This is a genomic window from Streptomyces dysideae, assembly GCF_001514305.1.
Lineage (GTDB): Bacteria > Actinomycetota > Actinomycetes > Streptomycetales > Streptomycetaceae > Streptomyces > Streptomyces dysideae.
Genome location: NZ_KQ949080.1, coordinates 308,380 through 325,193, shown reverse-complemented (window position 1 = coordinate 325,193; position 16,814 = coordinate 308,380). Strand labels below are relative to the sequence as shown.

The following is a 16,814-nucleotide window of genomic DNA, read 5'->3' as shown; positions in this document are numbered from 1 at the left end:
TAGTTGGCAGCAGCCTTCCTGTCCGCGGCGCTGTATGCCGCGCTCGCCTCGCGGATCGCGCTCGCGATGGAGTTCAGGGCCTGGTGGATCTCCCTGGCCTTGATATCCCACTCGCGGTGGAGGCCGTCGGCCGCAGTCTTGGCCTCGCCCTCAAAGAAGGCCGCGATGTCCTTCATCCGCTTCTGGAGCGCTTCCAGGTCCGTGTCCAGCTTCTTGGCCTGGGCGGTGATGTCCCCTGCGGCCCTCTCAAGCTCCGCGTAGGTGACGAGCATGGTGCCGTTATCTACTGCCATGACTCCTGCAACTGCCTTCCGTGTCTGCTGTGTTGAGGACTTACTGCAAGCGGGCGAGAGTCACATGCCTGAGAAGGCCGAGGACTTGCCAGCCGGGGCGGCCGACGCGCTGCCCGCCGAGCCGGAACCGGCGTCGATACCCTGGAGAGCCTGGTAGACCTCTTCGTCCGTGCTGCCGGCGATGCGTCGGTTGTCGTTGACGGCGTTCTGGAAGCGGACGAGCAGGTTGCCGATGTTGGCCATGCGCTCGTTGATCTCCGTCTGCTTCCGGTCGAAGGACACGGCACCCTGCCCCTGCCACTTGCCTTCCACACCGTCGATCACGGCGTGCAGCTGCTGGAGCTGCTGCTTCACCGACCCGAAGCGTTCATTGAGCTCCTGCTCAAACTGCCGCAGTACGTCGTCTGTGACCTTCTGGGTTCCTGCCATCTGCTGTTCCTTTCGGGTGCTGTGGTGGGCCCGACGATTTCGATGTGGTGTGAAGCTCGGGCCAGGCTTGGAGAGGCTGCGTCGTGAACAGCAGCGTCTGGTGCTTCCCCGTTGCGATCCGCGCCAGGTAGCCGGTGAGACGTTCGTGTCTCTTGCCGGCTGAGAATTCGGCTGCTCATGGACCGCTGCGGTCTTGTGGCGCTTCGCGCGCTCACCCCTCCCCGTTTCCCCCGTTTGCTACAACCGCAGGTCATTGCGATCGCGGTGACGCGAACGTCAACCGATTGCATGCGTATCACTCTAGCCACCACCAGTGACAGGGCCAACAGCCTTCTCGGCTACCTACTGACCCTTCGGCCACTGGCATCTGACGGCTCAGAAGTTCCTAGCGCCTCGCGAGCCCCCGGCCCTCCTTCGGCCGTCTCGCATCGCCACCGCCCCGCCTGCGATGACTGCCACCAGCACCAGGCTGCCCACCACCGCATAGGTTCCCAAGCGGACGGCCCGTTCCTGCGGGGTTTCGCCGAGCGGGAGCTGGGCCACGGTGGGGGCCTCGGCCTGCCAGGCGCCTTCGTTGCTCGGCACCGGCTGCTCGATCGGTTTGTCGTCCTCCGTGAGGGCGCGTACGGGGTCGACGACGCCCCAGCCGACCAAGCGGTCGTGGCCGAGGATGGAGCGTTCCGCGGTCTGCATGATCTGGGCGGTGATCTGTTCCTGCGTCCAGTCACGGTGTTTGGCTTTGATGAGAGCGGCGACCCCGGCGACGTAGGGGGCGGAGAAGCTCGTGCCGTTGTCGGCGCAGTGCCCCCCGCCGGGGACGGTGGAGATCATGTCAACGCCGGGGGCGGCGACGTCGACGAACTCGCCGGACTGGGAGAAGGCCGCGCGTTCGTTGTTGCGGTCGGAGGCGGCGACCGCTAGGACACCGTCGTACGAGGCTGGGTAGGTCTCCTTTGCGTTGCCGTCGAGGCCGTCGTTGCCCGCCGAGGCGACGATGACGATGTTCTTGGCCAGGGCGTTGTCCACGGCTCCTTTCAGTGTGGAGGTGGAGTTGATCGGGTTGACCGTGTCCTGGGAGATATTGATGACGTCGGCCCTGGCCTCGTTGGCGGCGTAGTCGATGGCATCGGCCAGGGTGTCGGTGTCGCCGTGTCCCTCGGCGTCGTTCTGCTGGATCGGGATGATCGTCGCCTCGGGGGCGAGGCCGACGAAGCCCGTGCCCTTAGCCGGCCTGGCGGCGATGATTCCGGCGACCTTCGTGCCGTGGCCCACCACATCGGTGGTGCCGTCCTCGCGGCCCCGCTCGATCTTGTTGCCGTTGTCGTCCTTGAGGTTCGGCGGCAGGTAGTTGGCGCCGCTCTTGGTATCCACCGCCGGGGCGAGTTGGCGGTTCTTGACGTCCACACCCGTGTCGATGACCGCGACGCGCACACCCTCACCCGTGGACTGCTTCCACAGCTCGTCCAGCATGACCCGCTGCAGCGCCCAGGGGCGGCCCTCGTACGTCTTGCCGGGGAAGGTGCACTGATCGGCCGCACTGGCAGCGGAGACGGCTGCGGCGGCCGTGGGAGCCAGAGGTATCCCGACGAACGTGACGGCGGCAGCGGCCGTTCCGGCGAGGAGGCAAATGTGGCGCAAGTGGGGCCAACGACGATGGGTATGCATTACTCGGCCTGCCCGCTCACGAGCCCTGCGGCTGTCGTGCCGCGCCCGTCGACAGGCGCGGTCCCGTCGGCAGGAACGCGGACCAGGCGGCCGGGATCGGGGCCGGTGTCACGTCCTTGTAGCCGAGGCGGTTCTGCGCCTGCTGCGCCTCCTGCAGCGCCGCCTCCCGCTGCTCCCGTTTCTCGGCGGCCGAGCCCGAGGAGCCGATGCCTGCGTCGTCCGTCTCGCTGTCGCCGTTGGACTGCATGGCGTAGCGCAGGCCGGTGTCGGTGACCAGGAAGAAGAAGCCGGAGCGGGTCGACGATCCCGTGAACTGGCGGAAGAACTGGCCCGAGCCTGGTGTGACGTACGCGCTGCTCGAACCGGTGGGAAGCGGGGCGGGAAAGTCCTTGCCCGCCCAGGTGCTGAGGGTCGTGGCGCCCTGCTTCTCCTCGTCCACGTCGCGCAGGACGTTGCATACCGTGTTGCGGCCGCTCTCGTCGGTGCTCGGCGAGTTGACCGGCTTCGGCTCCTGCTGGGGCCAGGTCTTCTCCGCACCAAAGGGTGTCCCGGGCGTGAAGCTGCCAGGGCTGACGGGCATGGCTCGGCCTGCCTGCCCGAGACTGATCAGGTCCTTGCTGCTGAGCAGGAGCTTTGCCATGAAGTCGGAGACCGGCGCGACCCGTCCACGTAGGACGACGTACTTCTGGATCCTGGTACCGGACGTTGCTTCAAGGACCGTGCCGACCTTGTTCGCCGCGGTCGGCAGCTGGCCCTGGATCCCGGCGTCGGCGCCGGGGGCGTCCAGGATCTTTGGGAAGGTGATGGTGTCGCCCTCGTGCAGGGTCCTCAGCCAGCCGGCGGACACCCGCTGAGGCGTGCGGCCCTCGCCGACGACCTGGCGCAGCAGCAGTTCCTCGTTCTGGACGGGGTACGCCGTTCCCTCGGCGTCGACGACGTAGCGGGTGCGGTCCGGACCAGGGCCTTCCACGTACATCAGCTCGCCGCCGCGCAGACGCTCCTTGCCTTCGGTCCGGTCCATGTCGCGCTGGGCGAGGATGAACGCGGCCTTCTGGATGGCCCGGCCGCCTTCACCGGGTCGCTCGCAGACCGCCCAGCGCTTCTTCGATCCGGCTTCGTCGGCGTCGGGCAGACGGTCGGGGGCATAAGGGATGCCGAGCGTGGGACCATGCGGGATCTTGCCGTTGTCGAGCACCGACTCGTCGACGTTGATGACCTTGCCCTTGTCCGGCGTCAGTAGCAGCTTCGCCGAGGACATGTTCAGCACGGGGTGCAGCTGTGTCTTGCCGTCGGTCTTGAGGATCACGTACCGGGTGGTCGACTTGCTGGAGATGATGATGTTCTCCCCGGCCTTGTCCCAGCCCTGTGGCGCGGCGGGCTTGAACATGCCCCAAGCCCCGAAGCCCGCGAGCAGGACCGCGGTGACGATCGCTCCCGGCACGACCGCGCGCAGGGGGCGTGGCCACCCCTCCTCCGTGCCGTTCGGGTTGGGCTGCAGGAACTGCCCGACCAGGCGCCGACGCGCGAAGGTGTAGGCGTTGAGCTCATCCCGCCGTGATGCCATCGTTCCGCTGCCTCTTTCCCCCGCTGATTGATCTGGTCTGGTACGAGGAGCTGATCACGACGAGAGCGAACGCATCTGGTGGTATGCCCCGAACACCGCAAGACACAGCGGCAGCAGCGTCAGCAGTACGAAGCTCTCGGCGATCTCCAGGAATCGGCCCCAGAACGGGGTGACCCCCTTGCTCGGCACAACCAGCGCGATCGCGGCGAGCGCCCCGGCGACGACGGCCACCGCGACCGACAGCCAGACCAGCCTGATGTTGAGCGCCGAGCCGTCTCCCCGCAGCGCCTCAAGGACCATCCACCCGGGCGGGTTGAGGGAGAGGCCGAGTCCCAGGAAGACCAGCGCGGCAAGCCCAGCGGTCAGCGTGCAGGCCACCTGGACGGTGTGGCGGAACAGATGGGCGCGCATCAGCAGGGCCAGCCCCGTGGCGAGCGCGAGCAGTTGAGCCCATACGTCGTCGGAGAACCCGAGTACCGCGGCCGCCCCCGTCGCGACCAGCGCACAACCGCCGACCAGGCCGAGCAGCAGCTCGTGGCCGCGCCGCGCCTGAGCGGCGATGCGCTCGGCGTCTACCGCGGCGGACGACCCGGCGCCATCACCATCGTCATCAGCATCGCCGTAGCCGCCGCCGACCGCGGTGCGCGGCGGGTCGAAGCCGATGGGAAGGCGAGCGAAACGCGTGGCGAGGCCCGGCAGGAAAGCGAGGGAGCCCAGGGCGAGCGGAGAGCAGACCGCCGCGGTCTCGGCCGGCCTCATGTCGGTGAGGATCGACACGAACGTCAGCAGCATGCCGACGGCCGAAGCGAAGACGAAGGCGACGAAGGGGCCGTCGCCGCTCGGCGTGAGGATCACCAGCAAGACCGAGCCCACCAGCACGGCGGTGCAGGCGAGCAGGAACTGCAGCCTGCCGATGCCCTCTCCGGCCGGCAGCGCAACCAGTCCGCTGCCCGCGATTCCCAGGTTCGCCAGGGCGCCGATACCGAAGGCCACCGACGAACCGCGGTCGCCGTACACCCGGGCCCGTACGGCGGCGATCGCCAGGAGCACCACGCCCGAGACGGCGGCCACGACGCCCGCGAGCCCGTGCATGTCGTGGCGGACGTCGGAGCTCCAGGCCACGAAGGCGAGCAGCATCAGCAGCACCGAGCCGCCGAAGAGGCCTGCGGTGCGCAGGAGTTCGTCGTTCCACAGGGCGCGGTCGCGGGTGACGGCGCTGGCGGTGGCGTGCGAGACGTCGTCGAACACCGCGGGCGGCAGCGAGTCGGCGAAGGGGCGCAGCAGGAGAAAGTCGCCATCGGCGATGCGCTGTGCGGCGAGTGAGCGCGCGTCGTCCAGCACCGTCCCGTCACGGCGCACCAGGTGATACCCGACCGGGGCGCCAGGCGCCGGACTCTGCCCGGACAGGCGCAGGATCTCCGGGAAGAGGTGCGCGAGCGGAATGTCATCGGGCAGCGCCACATCGATACGGCTGTCGGGTGCCGCCACGATGATCCGGCGGAAGCCGGTGCTGCGAGCGGTCGGCATCCCGGGTCCCCAATGCTGCCCCGGCCCCGGATGGCCCCCTGGTCCCGGGTGACCGCCGGTGTTCCCCGCCGCTCGAACTGTCGCAGGCACGTACTTCTCCCCCTCCCGGTGCTTCTCAACTCGCGGGCCGCGCCCCTGTCCCGTTCGCGTGTCCGCTCGCATTCCGGTTCCGAATTACCGTGAATGACCGCGAATCCATTGATTATTCGCGGGTGCGCACACGCGTGGCGCCACCCTACCGTCCGCAAAGTCAGTGCCCGCCAGTAGGATCCGGTCCGGATGGAGTCGGCGCCACGGGGGTGCGGACAAGGGCTCTTCAGTCCGCGAGGGGGACGGGTCAGCTTTGAGCCAGATCGTCGTCAAACGGCCACCGAGGGCCTTGCCCACCGAGGTGCCCGCCGATCCAGTGCAGTTGCAATCCCCACCCGAGTTGCCCAGAGGGCAACAGGAGGGCGCACTGATGCAGCTGCTGCCCATGCTGGGCATGGGCGGTTCCGTCGTCTTCTTCTTCATGACGCCGAACCCGGTCATGCGCATCATGGGCATGGTGATGATCGCGTCGACGATCGCCATGGGCATTGCCATGCTGGTCCGCTACCGGCGGGGCACCCAGGGACAGCTCGCCGACATGCGGCGGGACTACCTGAAATACCTGGCCAAAACCCGTCGTTCGGTGCTGCGTACCGCGCGGTTGCAGCGCGACGCTCAGTTCTATCTGCATCCATCTGCTGAACAGTTGTGGGCTCTGGTCGCCGAGGGCAGTCGTATCTGGGAGCGGCGTATCAGCGACGACGACTTCGGCCAGGTGCGGATCGGTCTCGGTAGCCAGCAGCTCGCCACCGCGCTGGTCGCGCCCGAGACCGCTCCGGTGGACGAGCTGGAGCCGCTCACCGCCGGGGCCATGAAGCAGTTCCTTCATGCGCACAGCACGGTCGAGGGCCTGCCCATGGCGATCTCGCTGCGGGCCTTCTACCACCTCACCCTCAGCGGGGACGAAAGTCACGTCCGGGCGTCGGCGCGCGCCATGGTGGCCTCCCTGGTCTCCCTGCACTCACCGGACGACCTGGTCGTCGCCGTGGCGGCCGGGCAGGACGCGGCCCCGCACTGGGAGTGGGCCAAGTGGCTGCCCCACGTCCAGACCGACGGAAGCGACGGAGCAGGCAGCCGCCGTCTGATCACCACGAGTGCGCAGGACCTGGAACTGCTGCTCAAGGAGCAGCTCGAAGGCCGGCCCCGGTTCCAGGCCGGCGGCCAGCCCCTCCTGGAACAGCCGCACATCGTCGTCGTGCTCGACCAAGAGACACTGTCGCCGCTGTCGGCGCTTGCAGCGACCGAAGGGCTTCAGGGAGTCACAATCGTCGAGGTCGTGCCGGGCAGGCTCACCGGGGCACGCGGCGGCCTCTCGGTCGTGGTGCAACCCCAGTCGCTGCGCCTGGAGTCCGCCGACGGCCTCGTCTATGAAGGCACGCCCGACCGCCTCAGTCCCGAGGCCGCCGAGGCGCTCGCCCTCCAACTCGCGCCGCTGTACATGGCGTCCGGCGGCGACTCGGACGAACCGCTGCTCGCCAACCTGGAGTTCACCGATCTCCTCGACCTGGACGACGCGGAATCCGTGGATGTCAGCCGCACGTGGCGCCCGCGTTCGCGCACCGAGCGCCTGCGTGTGCCGATCGGTGTCGGCGAGGACGGCACCCCGGTGATGCTGGACCTGAAGGAGGCCGCGCAGGACGGCATGGGCCCGCACGGCCTGTGCGTCGGTGCCACCGGCTCCGGCAAGTCGGAGCTGCTGCGCACCCTCGTGCTGGGCCTCGCGGTGACCCACTCCTCGGAGACGCTGAACTTCGTCCTCGCGGACTTCAAGGGCGGTGCCACCTTCGCCGGCATGGCGGATCTGCCGCATGTCGCTGCGGTGATCACCAACCTCGCGGACGATCTGACTCTCGTGGACCGCATGGGCGACTCCATCCGTGGCGAGCTCAACCGACGCCAGGAGCTGCTTCGCAAGGCGGGCAACTTCGCCAACATCCATGACTACGAGAAGGCCCGCTCGGCCGGCGGCGCCCTGGAGCCGATCCCGTCCCTCGTCCTGGTCATCGACGAGTTCAGCGAACTCCTCGCCGCCAAGCCGGACTTCATCGACATGTTCGTCCAGATCGGCCGCATCGGCCGCTCCCTGGGCGTCCACCTGCTGCTCGCCTCGCAGCGGCTCGAAGAGGGCCGCCTGCGCGGTCTGGAGACCTACCTGTCGTACCGCATCGGACTGCGCACGTTCTCCGAGGCCGAATCGCGCGCCGCCCTCGGCGTGCCAGACGCGTACCACCTGCCGAACGTCCCGGGCTCCGGCTACCTGAAGTACGGCACCGACGAAACGGCCCGCTTCAAGGCGGCCTACGTCTCGGGGGCGCACCGCCCCGCCTCAGCCCGGGCCACAGCAGGGGACGGTCAGCTGCCGGTGGACCGCCGTCCCGTGCCCTTCACCGCGGCCCCCGTGCCGGTCCAGTACGCACAGTCCGATCCCCGGGCGCAGGTGCCGGACCCGCGGGCAGGCGGGGACGATGCGCTGACCGACACGGTGCTCGACGTGATCGTCCGGCGGCTCGCCGGACAAGGTCCGGCCGCACACCAGGTGTGGCTGCCCCCGCTGGACAACCCCCCGTCGCTGGACACCCTGCTCCCCGGCCTCGCCGCGGAGCAGGGCCGCGGCCTGACCCAGCCCGGCTATGAGGGCGCGGGCCGCCTCATCGTGCCACTCGGTGTCGTCGACAAGCCCTTCGAACAGCGGCGCGACACGCTGTACCGGGACTTCTCCGGTGCCGCAGGCCACATGCAGATCGTCGGCGGGCCGCAGTCGGGCAAGTCGACACTTCTGAGGACGATCATCTCCGCGTTCGCGCTGACCCATACCCCGTACGAAGTCCAGTTCTACGGCCTGGACTTCGGCGGTGGCGGCATGTCTGCCGTCTCCGGGCTGCCCCACGTCGGCGGGGTCGCCTCACGCCTGGACCCGGAGCGGGTACGCCGCACGGTCGCCGAGGTGTACGGCATCCTGACGCGCCGCGAGGAGTACTTCCGCAGCGCCGGTATCGACTCCATCGCCACCTTCCGCAAGCTGCGGGCCCGCGGCGACATCCCGGTCGCGGACCAGCCCTGGGGCGACGTCTTCCTGGCCATCGACGGCTGGGGCAACTTCCGCACGGAGTACGAGGCCCTGGAAGCGGCCGTCCTCGACATCGCCTCCCGAGGCCTCGGCTACGGCATCCACCTGATCCTCACCGCCTCCCGCGCCATGGAGGTCCGTGCGAATCTCAAGGACCTGCTGATGAACCGCCTCGAACTGCGGCTCGGCGACCCCATGGACTCCGAACTGGACCGCAAGGCGGCCGGAAACGTCCCGACGGGGGTGCCCGGCCGGGGCGTCACTCCGGAAGCACTGCACTTCATGGCAGCGGTCCCCCGCATCGACGGCATCCACTCCGACAACGACCTCTCCGAGGCGACCGCCGCCATGAGCCGGGACGGGGCCCGCCACTGGACAGCACCCGGCGCGCCGGTAGTCCGCCTCCTGCCACGCCACGTGCCGCTCGCCGACCTGCCCGCCGCCCTTGCGGAGCCGGACCGTGGCGTCGCCTTCGCTCTCGACGAGAACAACCTGGAACCCGTCTTCGTCAACTTCGAACAGGACCCGTTCTTCCTTGTCTTCGGTGAAAGCGAGTCCGGCAAGTCCAACCTGTTGCGCCTGCTCATTAAGCAGATCACCGATCTGCACGACGGGGACTCCTGCAAACTCTTCGTCATCGACAACCGCCGCTCCCTCCTGGACGCGGCCCCGGCATCCCACCTCGCCGAGTACGTGCCCATGTCCAACGCCATGGACCACCACGTCCAGGCCCTGGCCGACCTCATGCGCCGACGCACACCCCCGTCCGACGTCACCACCGACCAGCTGCGGGCACGCAACTGGTGGAGCGGCCCGACGATCTACGTGATCGTCGACGACTACGACCTGGTGTCGACCTCCAGCGGCAATCCCCTCGCCCCTCTCACCGAACTCCTCCCGTTCGCCCGCGACGTCGGCATACGCTTCATCGTCGCCCGCAACACCGCAGGCGCCGGCCGCTCCTCCTACGAACCCTTCATGCAACGGATCAAGGAACTGGGCGCGCAAGGCGTCGTGCTCTCCGGCGACCCGAACGAGGGCGACATCCTCGGCAACGTACGCCCGCGCCCAATGCCGGCCGGGCGAGGGATCTTCGTCTCGCGGCGGCAGGGCAACCTGCTGGTACAGACAGGACTCATCGGAGAGGAAAGTCATCGCTGATGGCTCGGCACGCCCTGCCACCGGCGACCTGGGACCAGCCCTGGAGCGCGCCGCTCGCACCATCCATGCTTCCTGGCACGGCGAACCCGAGGTCCTCAAGGGCCACGTCCGCGCCATCGCCTGGTCGCCGGACGGTCGGCTCATCGCCACCGGGTCCGATGACCGCACGGTGCGCATCTGGTCATCCGCCACCTTTGAGGAGATCGCGATCGTGGGAGTGCACCAGGACAAGGTGGCCTCGATCGCCTGGTCCCGGGACGGCACGCGCCTGCTCACAGCGTCCTTCGACAGCACGGCCCGGGTGTGGCCCGCTGCCCCGACTTGAACCTCCTCGAAGCCGGAGCTCGCGGCCGGGTCTTCGGTGTCCTCAGTGACGACGAACGGCGACACCACATGCTGCCGCTGGACCCGTGATCACAACTGCGGCTCGACCGTCTCGACGGTCCGGTCGCCGGTGTGCACCAAGTACTCGTCCGGGTCGAGGTTCATCGCCTTCCACTCCGGCGAAGCCCAGTAAAAGCGCGTTACGGTCGGCGAACGTCTCCGGACCGTCGTAGGAGATGAGCCACACGAACTGGTTGCGCTCGCGGGTCCACCCAGGCACCTCCGATGGTGAAGCCCAACTCCAGGCGCAGCGGAACGATTTCCGAACGCCACCGCTGCACCCATTCATCGAGCATGCCCTCCCGTACCGTGTAGGTGCGCAGCTGGGTGGCCTTGGGCATGCGAGTCCCTCCCGAGTCGTTTCTCTTGAACCGCAGACTATGAGTCTGGCCCCGTCTCTGGGACATTGGCCGATCACCGTCAAGCACCGATGCGGCTGCCCCGTACACCATCAGCCTTCCGCCAGGCGAATGCGAGCGAGGATCTCTGCGATCTCGCGGGTGTCCTCGTGGGTCGGCCCGTACACGAGGCTCAGGTCCTCGTGCAGAGGCTGGAGGACTTCGAGCGCTTCGGGGACACGGTTCTCCGCGAGGAGGAGCATGCCGATGCTACGCCGCAGGTCCAGGGCCTCCGAGGAGGCGTCGCCGTCGGTTTGGCGGACTTGGTCCAGAACGGCCTGGAACTGTTTCAGAGCGGCCGTGGACTGGCCGAGTTCGGCGCGGCAGTAGGCCGCTTGGCGTCGGCATTCCAGGGCATCTGTGCTGTTTGGGCCCGCAGTGCGCGCATACGCATCGGCAAGCGCATCGAACTCCGGCAGCGCTCGGCGGAAGTCGCCACCGATGATCAGGACTGCGGCGCGCCGTTTGCGGATCCACAGGACGCGCGGATTCTCCGCGCCCAGCCCGGTGGCGGCCGGGCCGACCACGTCCTGGAGTACTTCCGCGGCCTGCGTGAACCGGCCCTTGTCCAGGAGGGCGTCGCACTGGGCGATAGCCGCCTTCATCGCCTCGAGTACCTGTGCGGCGACAGGGACGGGCTGCGCGGACAAGTCGAGGACGGTCGGCGTGGGAACGGGTGCCTGTGGCTGGGGTCGCGGGGCGTAGGGCCTGCGGTAGAGCTGCGTGGGATCCGGGGTGTGGGCCGGGCCGTGTTCCTCGGCTGCTTGCTTCTGGCCAGGGAGCGGAAGGTACGGCAGCACTGTGTCGTAGACCTCCTGGGCGTTGGTGGGCCGGTCCTCCGGCTTCTTCTCCAGGAGCGAAAGGGCCAGCTGCTCCAGCGGTTCAGGGATTTCGGGGCGCAGCTGCCGCAGAGGCATCGGCGTGCCGTAGACCTGCTGGTGCATCAGGTCGAACTCGCCGCCGCCCTCGAAGACCGGCTGTCCGCAGAGGAGCTCGTGGAGAACGCAGCCGAGTGCGTACAGGTCGCTCTGTGGGGTGGCCTGGGCGGCCTGGACCTGTTCGGGCGCCATGTACTGGCTGGTGCCGACCGGGTTTCCGGTGGAGGTGATGCGGGTGACGCCGGTGCGGAGGATGGCGGCGATGCCGAAGTCGAGGACCTTCACGGTGCCGTCCTCGGCGACCATGACGTTGCCCGGCTTGAGGTCCCGGTGGACGACGGGTACGGCGTGAGCGTGGGACAGCACCGTGCAGATCTGGGCCGCGATCGCGCATGCCCAGGCGACCGGGAGGGGCTTGGTGGGCTGGATGTACGCGCTCAGGGGGACGCCCTGCACCCACTCCATGACGAGATACAGCTGCTCGGTGGATTGGTCGAGTACGGCGTCGTAGACCTGCGGAACGCCGGGGTGCCTGATGCGGGCTGTGACGCGTGCTTCGCGGCGGAAGCGAAGAGCAAGTTCGTTGGATCGCTCGGCGGAAGTGATCGCGTCAGGGCGGATGCGTTTCACCGCGATTTCGCGGTCCAGGACGATGTCGTAGCCACGCCAGATCCGGCCCATGCCACCGCCGGGTACCTCGTGGGTCAGCTCGTACCGTCCGGAGATTGGTTCAGGCTGCACACGTCCCCCGTGCTGGTCACCGCGTCTTGACACGTCCGAGCGAACTGCTCTGGCGCGTTCAGTGTGGCGCGCGTGCCAAGTGATCGTCCAGACAGGCCGCCGGGCCTGGCCGAAACCGTACGGTTCACGGTTATCAAGCAGACACGGCGGCTGTCCGGGCTTCGGGTCAGGTCATGTCGTCGAGACCGGCGGAATCCCTGATCATGCGCCATGCGGCGCTGCGCGCGCTGCGGTTGAGCGAGCTGCGGAAGTCCGGCTGCGGGCTGAAGTACTGGCGGCCCATCTCCGCGGTGAGAGTGATGTGGTCCATCATTTTCTCCTCGAAGACCGGCTCGAAGACGTGCCCGAACTTCTCCTCCGACTCGTTGCCCAGCGCGGCCTGGCGTACGTCCTTGTCGGCTACGGCCTCCTCGAAGGCCGGCAGGACGTCCTGGGTGGTGAGCCCGGTGCCGAACTTGTCGTTGAACCGCTCGATCAGCTCCGAGAGCATGGACTGCTCCGGCTCCTTGGCGCCGCCCGAGCCGTCGCCCATGCCCTTCATCAGGGCGGGCCCTTCGGCGGTCAGGCTCTTGTCGTGCTCGCCGGTCTTCTGCACCTTCAGATGGGTGAGGTCGACCTGGCCTATGTCTACCCCGGCGTCCTCGCGGCGCGGCAGCCGGTTGAGGAGGTGGCGGCCGAAGAGGTAGAGGCGCTCCAGTTCAGGGTCGCTGTACGGCACGATCTGCGCGAGGAAGCCGTACATGCGCACGTAGCCGTTGAGGTCGGCCCGGAAGTCCTCCGCCTGCTTCAGTTTGTCCTTGTCGCCCTCGTCCTCCAGTAGTTCGGCGAACCGGTCCCGGGCAGGGTCGGTGAGCCGGTACAGCTCGGCGTGCAGCCTCTCCCACTTGGCGGTGTTGCCGGCCGCCTGGTCCTGGGCGGCCAGGTACGCCTCGACGAATGCCTCCATCTCCGCGTCGACGACGATCTCCGCCTTCATGACCTTGCCCTGCGCGGTGTAGAGCAGGTTGGGGTCGCTGGGCAGCGTCATGGCCTGTGCGAAGTACGGGATGAAGGCGCCCTGTACGTCGTCGGCGTCGTTGACGAAGTCCAGAACGGCGAGGTCACTCTGGGACTTGCGCTCGGCCGTCCGGTTGAGCCGGGAGAGCGTCTGCACGGCGGAGACGCCGCCCAGCTTCTTGTTGACGTACATCGTCGTCAGCAGCGGTTGGTCGAAGCCTGTCTGGTACTTCTCCGCGACCACGAGGATCCGGTACTCCGGTTTGCCGGGACCGCCGCTCTTGATGCTCTTGTCGTCGGCCCGAGTGTAGGCGAATGCCTTCGGAAGCGCGCTCTCGGCCAGCCCGCCGTTTTCCTTCGACTCGGTCCGCTCGTCCCCGTCGTAGGTCAGCGTCCCGGAGAACGCCACCAGTACACCGATGCCCTGGTAGTCACGGTCCCCGATGTACTTCTTGATCGAGCGCGCCATTTGCACCGCGCTCTGCCGGGAGGCCGTGACGACCATCGCCTTGGCCCGGCCGCCGAGACGGCCGGCGGTGTGCTCCTTGAAGTGCTCGACGATCACCTGCGCGTGCTGGGCGACGGTCGAGGCATGGGTGAGCGCGTACCGGGCGAGGAGCGGGTTCGCCTTCGCCGGGTCGACCTCCCGGTCGTCCGGGTTCTTGTTGACCAGTTTCCAGTACGTGTCGTACGTGACGTAGTTCTTCAGCGGGTCGAGGATGAAGCCCTCCTCGATCGCCTGCTTCATCGAGTACGTGTGGAAGGGCCGGTAGGTTTCCTTCCCCTCGACCATGTCGAGGGTCCCGAACAGCTCCAGCGTCTTCGCCTTCGGCGTCGCGGTGAACGCGAAATAGGACAGGTTCGGGCTCTGCCCGCGGTCCGCAGCGTTCTTCTTCAGCCGAGCCTCGGTGCTGTTCGCTTCCTTCCCACCATCCTCCGCCTCGACCTCTACGGCTCCGTCGTCCTCGGAGTCCGCGTCCAAGCCGAGGTCGCGCAGGGTCTTGCGGACGGCGGTGGCCGCGTCACCGGACTGCGAGGAGTGCGCCTCGTCGATGACGATCGCGAACCGCCGGCCCTTGATCTCTGTCGGCGTGCGCTGCAGGTAGTCGATGAGTGCCGGGAAGGTCTGCAGCGTCACGATGACGATCTTCCCGGTCTCCTGGGAGAGTGCCGCGGCGAGCTGCTCGGACTTCGCTCCGCCCTCCTTCTTCACCTTCACCACCAGGCCGGCAGTCTGCTCGAAGCTGCCCACCGTGTCCTGGAGCTGGCGGTCCAGGACAGTGCGGTCGGTGATGATGACGACCTTGTCGAAGACCGGCTTGCCCGGCAGCAGACCTGCCGCCACCGCGTCCGGGGCGAGCATGGAGGCGTCGGTGAGGGTGTGCAGGGACGACAGCCGGTGGGCCAGCCAGGCGATGGTGTTCGACTTGCCCGATCCGGCCGACGCCATCACCAAGTAGTTGTGCCCGGACCCGTGCCGGGCGGCGTGCGAGGTGAGCTCGCGTACCGCGTGCCACTGGTGGAAGCGGGGGAAGATCAGCGACTTCTTCGCCTTGCCCTCGCCGTCCGTCTCCTTGTGGAGGTGAACGAACCGCTCGAGCAGCTCCAGCCAGTTGTCCCGCTGCCAGATCTGCTCCCACAGGTGCGAGGTCGCGTACGTACCCGGCTCGGTCGCCGACGGATTCCCTGCACCACCCGGGTGACCGGGGCCCTCCGAGCCGGTGTTGAACGGGAGGAACCAGGTCTTCTCTCCCCGCAGCTGGGTCGCCACGAAGACCAGGTCCGGGTCGACCGCGAAGTTCGCGACCACCCGGCGGGTAAAGATCAGCTCACTGGGATCGCGCTCGGTGCGGTACTGCTTCTTCGCGTCTTCCACGTTCTGCCCGGTGAGCGGATTCTTCAGCTCGGCGGTGGCGAGCGGGATCCCGTTCAGGAAGAGGGTGAGGTCGAGCCGGTGACCGCGGTCCGCCTGCTTGGTGGCGTACTCAAGCTCCCGGACGACTGTGAGCCGGTTATGGTGGTAGTTGGCGAGAATCGACTCGGACTCGACGAGCGATGGCTTGAAGTACGCGAGCCGGATCCGGACACCCTGGTCCTTGACTCCATCACGGAGCACTTGGAGCACACCGCCGTCAGCGTCGGCGATCGCTCTGTCGAGCCGCTTCACGAACCCGCGCTGAGCGGCATTCGGATCTCCGCCGTAGTAGCGGAGCAGCTCGTTCCACGGGGTGGGCTGCGTGGCCCCGATGAAGGTGAACAACTGGTTGGTGTCGAACCCGAGCTCGGGCCGGTAGCCAGTAGGGCTCGCCTCTTCCCAGCCGTGCTCGCGCAGAGCCGCGACTATGGCATCGCCGAAGGCGGACTCGTGATGGACAGGGCTCATAACGCGATCAGTCCTCAATTCCTCGTCCGCTTGCGGTGGATACGTCGAACTGGCCGGTTACGGCTGCGGTGATCAGAGCCTGGCGGCGCTCAGAGAGCAAAGTGAGCTGCCGCGCAATGAGCAGCTCGCGCTTCTGGCTGTGCAGCTCGATATCATCGCAGTCACGCGAGATGCGTTGTTGTTCAGAAATGTCCGGTAGCAAGAGTGGCATGTTGAGCAGGATCGAACTGTTCAGATTCGCCATTGTGCTTCCCACCGAGTGCAGCTGGAAGTAGTGACGCACAGCAGGAATGGCCAGATATCGGCGGAGGTATCCGGCATGGAATGCTTCTCCCTCGAACCGGACACGAAGCGAACCGGTACCGCAGATCCAACCTTCTTGAGCGTCAGCAACAATACCCGCACGCCCCAATTCTCCTCGGCGTCCGAAAACCACATCTCCCACGCGCAGAATGTGGCGAGAAAGCCGTTCACGCACGGCATCGCTGATGGTGACACTCCGGTCCGCGACCAAGCCTTGCTGCCGGATGTTGGCTGGATTGATTACGGGCCAACCGTCTTCGATGTAATCCTCGGCATGCAGTTGACTCCCGAACGGCCCTGTTTGAACCTCACAGTCAACATTACGAAGACGCCCTTGTCGCCATTCACTTGGAATGAGTCCAAGTGGTGAATACTCGGCGCGTTTCCCGCCACTTCGTACGCCGCCTCGCACTGCGTTGTCGAGACGAGATTGCATGCGCTCGCGCAGCAATTCCAGACTCTTGTTGCGCAACATGGCCAGCTGATCAATGCGCGCTGTCTCAGCGTCGAGGAATGCCGCGATCCGCGCCTGTTCGTCCACCCTAGGCAGGGCGATCGGCAGCGCCCGTACACGCTCAGCACTGATGTGATAAATATTCGCTCCTGTCGCCACAGATGCGAACACCCCGCTACCAAAAGCAGAGCGGGCCCACCACTCTAGGAATCGCCCCTCAGTAATTCCCTCTCTCGGACGCAACCGCAGGAGCGTGTTCTGAAAGCAAACCACGCCTTCCAACTCGCCCCGCCAGACTGCTGAAGCACCCACGGAGCCAAGGCTCCCGCTGCCTTCAGTGACGAGGACGTCACCAGGGCGGAGGGAAAAAACCTGCTGTTCCGCCGGAGTGAAGTTCATCTGCTTCACGTCGCTAAGATCGAGCACACCATCCTTCACGTTCGCCGCGCGCAGGTACGGGACCATGTGAGGTCCAGAGTCG

At 67.3% G+C, this 16,814-nt stretch carries 10 protein-coding genes; 2 read left to right on the top strand and 8 right to left on the bottom strand.

Going from position 1 to position 16,814, the window contains the following annotated elements; all coding sequences use genetic code 11:
- The 5 genes from AQJ91_RS13290 to eccD form a co-directional block, all read right to left on the bottom strand.
- The coding region (locus AQJ91_RS13290) for a WXG100 family type VII secretion target (RefSeq protein WP_234382191.1) at positions 1-272 on the bottom strand (272 nt) is incomplete at its 3' end.
- A gap of 81 nt (positions 273-353) precedes the next feature.
- A complete protein-coding gene (locus AQJ91_RS13285; RefSeq protein WP_067020135.1) occupies positions 354-722 on the bottom strand; it encodes a WXG100 family type VII secretion target in 369 nt (122 codons plus the stop codon).
- Between the two features lie 375 nt (positions 723-1,097).
- Positions 1,098-2,387 carry a type VII secretion-associated serine protease mycosin gene (gene mycP / locus AQJ91_RS13280; protein WP_067020132.1) on the bottom strand — a complete coding sequence of 430 codons (1,290 nt, stop codon included), beginning with the start codon at positions 2,385-2,387 and terminating at the stop codon, positions 1,098-1,100.
- Between the two features lie 16 nt (positions 2,388-2,403).
- Positions 2,404-3,951: a type VII secretion protein EccB gene (eccB, locus tag AQJ91_RS13275; protein ID WP_067020129.1), complete on the bottom strand. Its 1,548-nt coding sequence runs from the start codon at positions 3,949-3,951 to the stop codon at positions 2,404-2,406.
- 54 nt (positions 3,952-4,005) lie between these two features.
- Entirely contained in the window at positions 4,006-5,478 is a 1,473-nt protein-coding gene (eccD, locus tag AQJ91_RS13270) for a type VII secretion integral membrane protein EccD (protein WP_067020126.1), read from the bottom strand.
- Positions 5,479-5,821: 343 nt separating this feature from the next.
- Here eccD and eccCa point away from each other — a divergent pair, with 343 nt between their 5' ends.
- Both eccCa and AQJ91_RS58740 read left to right on the top strand, forming a co-directional pair.
- Positions 5,822-9,796 carry a type VII secretion protein EccCa gene (gene eccCa, locus AQJ91_RS13265; RefSeq protein ID WP_079084872.1) on the top strand — a complete coding sequence of 1,325 codons (3,975 nt, stop codon included), beginning with the start codon at positions 5,822-5,824 and terminating at the stop codon, positions 9,794-9,796.
- Positions 9,789-10,121 carry a WD40 domain-containing protein gene (locus AQJ91_RS58740; protein ID WP_456113461.1) on the top strand — a complete coding sequence of 111 codons (333 nt, stop codon included), beginning with the start codon at positions 9,789-9,791 and terminating at the stop codon, positions 10,119-10,121. Before eccCa ends, AQJ91_RS58740 begins: the two co-directional genes overlap by 8 nt.
- A 510-nt stretch (positions 10,122-10,631) precedes the next feature.
- On the opposite strand, the gene AQJ91_RS13260 is transcribed toward AQJ91_RS58740, so the two are convergent.
- The 3 genes from AQJ91_RS13260 to AQJ91_RS49270 all read right to left on the bottom strand — a co-directional run bounded on the left by AQJ91_RS13260 (position 10,632) and on the right by AQJ91_RS49270 (position 16,798).
- A complete protein-coding gene (locus AQJ91_RS13260; protein WP_079084871.1) occupies positions 10,632-12,197 on the bottom strand; it encodes a serine/threonine-protein kinase in 1,566 nt (521 codons plus the stop codon).
- A gap of 166 nt (positions 12,198-12,363) precedes the next feature.
- Complete coding sequence (locus tag AQJ91_RS13255; RefSeq protein WP_067020120.1) at positions 12,364-15,576, bottom strand: type I restriction endonuclease subunit R; 3,213 nt, start codon at positions 15,574-15,576, stop codon at positions 12,364-12,366.
- Positions 15,577-15,583: 7 nt separating this feature from the next.
- Positions 15,584-16,798, bottom strand: a complete 1,215-nt coding sequence (locus AQJ91_RS49270; RefSeq protein WP_159054553.1) for a restriction endonuclease subunit S — start codon at positions 16,796-16,798, stop codon at positions 15,584-15,586.
- Positions 16,799-16,814: the final 16 nt, after the last annotated feature.

Bases quoted from the DNA above. Each gene is read 5' to 3' on its own strand.
- AQJ91_RS13285 (WP_067020135.1), bottom strand. From the start codon at position 722: ATGGCAGGAACCCAGAAGGTCACAGACGACGTACTGCGGCAGTTTGAG.
- mycP (WP_067020132.1), bottom strand. From the start codon at position 2,387: ATGCATACCCATCGTCGTTGGCCCCACTTGCGCCACATTTGCCTCCTC.
- eccB (WP_067020129.1), bottom strand. From the start codon at position 3,951: ATGGCATCACGGCGGGATGAGCTCAACGCCTACACCTTCGCGCGTCGG.
- eccD (WP_067020126.1), bottom strand. From the start codon at position 5,478: ATGCCGACCGCTCGCAGCACCGGCTTCCGCCGGATCATCGTGGCGGCA.
- AQJ91_RS13255 (WP_067020120.1), bottom strand. From the start codon at position 15,576: ATGAGCCCTGTCCATCACGAGTCCGCCTTCGGCGATGCCATAGTCGCG.
- AQJ91_RS49270 (WP_159054553.1), bottom strand. From the start codon at position 16,798: ATGGTCCCGTACCTGCGCGCGGCGAACGTGAAGGATGGTGTGCTCGAT.